A 4,570-nucleotide genomic window follows, 5' to 3' on the forward strand; every position below is an offset into this window, starting at 1 on the left:
CTGGTGATGGGTAATGCGGGGATTCTCCGTATCGCGCCCGGTTGCCCTGGCACGGTTCCTGAACAGTCCGCGTTTCTGCGCCTCGGTGCGCTGACCAGCAAAGGGCTGGATTACGGCACCGAAACAGTTACTTCCAAAGCAGACGACACAAAAGGCCTGACAGAGGCCATTGTGACCGGTCTGGATTTAACCATTAAGTTTGATGGTGAACTGAAGCGCAAGGGCGCTGATGGTTCCACCTCTGCTTTTGATATCGCCAAAGAAATCCTTGCTGAAGTCAAGGCCAGCCGTCAGCCGTCATATTGGGTGCAGCTCGACATGAAAGGTGACGGTAGTGATGTGATTCAGGGGTACATGAACTTCACATCATGGTCTATGGAATTCCCGACCAAAGAGATCGCCACGTATTCCGGTGAGCTGAAAGTAGCAGACGCTGACAGCTTTGAGTGGCTGCAGGAAGAAATTGTGGTGCAGAGCATCACTGCCAATCCTGCAACACTGACAGTGAAAGCCGGTGAAACTGCAACATTCACGGTCGGATTCAACCCGGTTGACGCGACAAACAAAAATTACGAAGTGGTCAGCGATAAGCCTAATTTCGCCACCGTCAGTAAATTGCTGAATGTCGTCACTGTCACCGGTGTTGCCGCCGGTACCGCGAATATTACTGTCACATCGGGAGATGGCAGTAAGACGGCGAAATGTGTCGCTACAGTCACTGCGGCCTAAATATTACAAAGGGTATCTCCGGGTGCCCTTGATAATGTTCAGGAGGATATATGACACCGCGTTTAGAATACGGCGAGATGGTGATATCCACTGCCGAAAATGATTACCTGTTCCGCCCGTCACTGGATGCTATGACGCGAATCGGGACGCCCAAAGAGATTGTGAGCGCATTTACGCGATTAAATGGCGCAGAGGTACAGCAAATTATTGTGTCTGCTGTAGACGCTTACGGAGTGGTTCCTGAATGGCTGATTGCACTGTTAAATAAACCGGTTTACGGACGCAGCATTTTATCGACTGCAATGGACGTGATGCAGGCATGTTGTGATGATGACTGCTCTGAAGTTATCGGCGAATGGAGGCCGGGTAAATCCGGCATGGTGTACCGGCACGGCGCTATGCATTATCGCGATATTATCCTGCTGGCGCGCGAGCTAATGACCCACGGCATTATCGGTAAAGCTAAGGTGCGCAAACTCCAGCGCAACGAAGGTAAAGACGAATACTCCGACGAGTTCCACGCCGTCGATTACATCAGTGCTGCCCGTGTGCATTTCAACATCACCCGCAGCGAAGCGGAACAACTCACAATGACCGAGTTCGTGATGATGCTGAAAGCGAAATATCCGGATGAGAAAGGGTTCACGAAAGATGAGTATGAGGCCATCACCAAAGCCGATGATGCCCGTAATGATGATCTGATTAAGGGCAAGCGCCGGTTGGTGAGCAGGAAGATGGCATAGGTTTTGATGTGAAAATTTAGCGGCGCGGATTATACGTAGCCTAATGTAAAATACAAGCAGCGCTATTGACTTAATGAAACTTAACTTTCATTATAACCACTGGTTATACGCATCGTATACCTTGATGTAAATTATAACTTATTGGTTTTTAACGGAGTTAATTATGGGTCACGCACTGCAAAAGCCTAACCGCTTAAATATACCTGCTCGTGACAAAAGTAAAATCGCGGCACCTGGTGCAGCCATGAGCGAGCAGTGTACTCACGAAAATCAGGTCAAAAATGCATTTGACTTCGGTTTCGCTCGCTATGAAAAAGCCATGGAAAAATTAGCTAAGGTGTAGTGAGTGTTGAATATAGCAGGGGAGTTTGTAGAGGGAATAAACTATCTGTCTGTTGATGACATTATCAATATCAACAGAGCTCTGATAGAGCTGCAAACCCCCAGCGAACCAATAGAAGTCCTCAATTTCAATAATCTAAGTTCATCTCAGGCAAGGCCAAATCAGGTAAGGTATTATCAGCAAACAGACGATATGTTTGTTCTTTCCTCTGTTTTAATTGAAAGCCTGATACGAAATCACCCGTTCGCGAATGCAAATAAACGTACAGCTATGATGGCTGGCTATGTATTCCTGCTGCTCAATGGTTATGAGCTTACAGCGCCAGAAGATGAAGTGGTTGAAATGGCTACCGGGCTGGCAACAAAAGAATACTCAGTCGATGAGTTGGATAGTTGGTTGTGCTTCTGGTCTAGACCTTTCGATTCAAGGCAATTATGCATGAGCAAAATAAGCGTTGAATGCTGTTCTATTTTTGAGATAAAGCAAGATTAACCCGCTCAGGCGGGTTTTTTTGTTGCCTGCTGCTATTGAATCCTGTAACCCATAAACGACTAAGCCCCGGAAGGGGCTTATTTTTTGTCCGAGGTATCGCTATCAGCATCAATAAGTCCGCGCTCAACCATTTCTTGATACTGTTTCAATCTCCTTATCACGACATCGTTAAACGATTCACCTGTTTCCTTGGCTTCATTTGTAACCCAATCGTATAGTTCCTGAGGGAACTGGAACCAATGGTCAGTTTCGCCCTCTGCCTTTGGTGCATCTATGGAAAAATTCGTCTCATTGCCAGTGGCAAGCCATTCGTAGGGCACGGATAATACTTCAGCAAGGGATGCGATCATCTTTGCCCGAGGTTTGTTTACCCCAGACTCATACCTTGATATTTGAGCAGGAGCGACGCCAGCCAACCTTGCTATTTGGTCTTGAGTGTATCCAAGTTCAGCTCTTCTTCTGGTAAGCCTACTAGCCAAAGTGTCATTATTTGTCATGATTTATCATTAAAAGTATTGCCGACATTTAAGTTCATGTGTATTATCGTACATGACATTTCATGATATTTAAAGACAAAACATGATGAAAAAACTAAAAACCATAGCTCAAATCAAGGATGTGGAGCTGTTTCGCAAAAGGATGCTGGCCTGTGTGAAAAAAGATAACTCAACAGGGTGTTGGTTATGGACTGGAAGCAAAAACCATGATGGGTATGGGAGTTATTCATTTGAAAGAGCAACCTGGTCGGCACATAGGGCAATGTATGAATTATTTCACGGAAAAATTATTCCTGGGGAGCATAACGGCAAGTGGTGGGTTTTGCACAAGTGTGACAATCCATCATGCGTTAACCCAGAGCACCTGTATGTAGGGAGCGCCAAGGATAATGCAAAAGATATGGCTGACAGATGCAGGATGAGATTGGGAAGGAGACCTCTGTCTGAATTTTACGGGAGAAAAATAGATCCAAATAAAAAACATGGGACTGTTTACTATGAAATTAATGGAGAAATAAAGCCGCTGAGGGAGCTAGCCGAAGAACACAATATTAATACATGTACATTAGACCGCAGGTTGAGTGAAGGATGGCCGGAAGCTGATTTATTTAAGCCAGCCAATCTGCATAACCGGCACATGAATAAGCGTGGATTTACAACTTATAAGCGATTTTCAGGTGTTGCGGAAGTTGAAAGCTACATAAAAAATAAAGCCCCAGCTATTTGCGGTAGCCAGGGCCTTGAAATTAGTCCGAAACCTAACGAGAAACGAACTATGAATACTATAGCAGTTATTGAGGCAGTTAGCACATCTGAAATCCAGTTTCACGGGCAGTCACTAGTAACGGCACTGGCGTCGGGGATCGCATATGTGGCAATGAAGCCAATAGTTGATAATCTTGGAATGAGTTGGTCAACTCAGATAAGAAAACTCAATGAAAACAAAGATAAATACAACTGTGTTCATATGAACATGGTTGCGGTGGATAAGAAGTTTAGAGATGTTTTGTGTATCCCACTAAAAAAGCTTAATGGGTGGCTTTTCAGCATTAACCCATCAAAAGTCCGTGATGATATTCGTGATAAATTGATCGCATACCAAGAAGAATGTTTTTGTGTTTTACATGAATACTGGACTACTGACGAAGTAAAAAATAAGCGCAAGGGTCAGAAAATCTTACCCGGTAAAGTCACCGCTGAACAGCAGGAAGCAATTAAACAGTTAGTAATGACACGCGGTAAAGCACTGCCGAAGGAAAAGCAAGCGAAAGCCATGATCACGATGTGGTCGTCACTGAAAAGTCACTTTGGCTGCACATACAAAGAAATCGGGAGTGATAAATTCACCGAAGCGCTTTCTCTGGCTGCGCGTGTTCCGCTTGAAGGTGAATTTATTCCGAAACAGGAAATGCCAGTGCCGGCAACGCCGCAGATTACCGATGATGACCTGATCACGCTCTGCTGGTCATGGAGCTACCTTACTCTGTGTGTCGCCGCGATGGATGAGGTGTACCCGATACTGAGGGCGGCAGAGCATCGACTTGCCGGCCGCTACTATGATATGCCTCGCGAAGGTGCCAGAAACGCCAGAGGAATGAGGGAAATACTCGATAGACTTACCCGTCATATAGAACCGGCAAGAACGGATAATTCGCGCATCTTAAACCGACTTAGACTGGATTCATTACCAGCATAACCCACAGGCCACGGACGGCCTTGTAATTCAGATCACACGCCGCCTCTTAACTGAGGCTTTTTTCATTGGA

General features: G+C 45.6%; 6 protein-coding genes. 5 read left to right on the top strand and 1 reads right to left on the bottom strand.

The genetic code is table 11. The features are described 5' to 3' along the window. The 4 genes from U868_RS0122370 to U868_RS0122385 form a co-directional block, all read left to right on the top strand. Positions 1–729: Ig-like domain-containing protein (locus U868_RS0122370; RefSeq protein ID WP_025155232.1), on the top strand; the 729-nt coding region annotated here is incomplete at its 5' end. A 50-nt stretch (positions 730–779) separates the two neighbouring features. Then, the gene (locus U868_RS0122375) at positions 780–1,472 is read left to right on the top strand and encodes a DUF6246 family protein (protein ID WP_025155233.1); all 693 of its coding nucleotides are present in this window, start codon (positions 780–782) and stop codon (positions 1,470–1,472) included. Positions 1,473–1,635: 163 nt separating this feature from the next. Then, the gene (locus tag U868_RS0122380; RefSeq protein WP_025155234.1) at positions 1,636–1,815 is read left to right on the top strand and encodes a hypothetical protein; all 180 of its coding nucleotides are present in this window, start codon (positions 1,636–1,638) and stop codon (positions 1,813–1,815) included. Positions 1,816–1,827: 12 nt separating this feature from the next. Next, positions 1,828–2,307, top strand: a complete 480-nt coding sequence (locus U868_RS0122385; protein ID WP_025155235.1) for a type II toxin-antitoxin system death-on-curing family toxin — start codon at positions 1,828–1,830, stop codon at positions 2,305–2,307. A gap of 77 nt (positions 2,308–2,384) precedes the next feature. Here the strand turns inward: U868_RS0122385 and U868_RS24260 are convergent, their stop codons facing one another. Further along, on the bottom strand, positions 2,385–2,804 hold the full coding sequence (locus tag U868_RS24260) for a helix-turn-helix domain-containing protein (RefSeq protein WP_025155236.1): 420 nt from the start codon (positions 2,802–2,804) through the stop codon (positions 2,385–2,387). A gap of 82 nt (positions 2,805–2,886) precedes the next feature. Here U868_RS24260 and U868_RS25140 point away from each other — a divergent pair, with 82 nt between their 5' ends. Then, the gene (locus tag U868_RS25140) at positions 2,887–4,500 is read left to right on the top strand and encodes a phage antirepressor N-terminal domain-containing protein (protein ID WP_080694418.1); all 1,614 of its coding nucleotides are present in this window, start codon (positions 2,887–2,889) and stop codon (positions 4,498–4,500) included. The last annotated feature ends 70 nt before the right edge of the window (positions 4,501–4,570 follow it).

This window comes from Morganella morganii H1r, assembly GCF_000633515.1.
Taxonomy (GTDB): domain Bacteria; phylum Pseudomonadota; class Gammaproteobacteria; order Enterobacterales; family Enterobacteriaceae; genus Morganella; species Morganella morganii_B.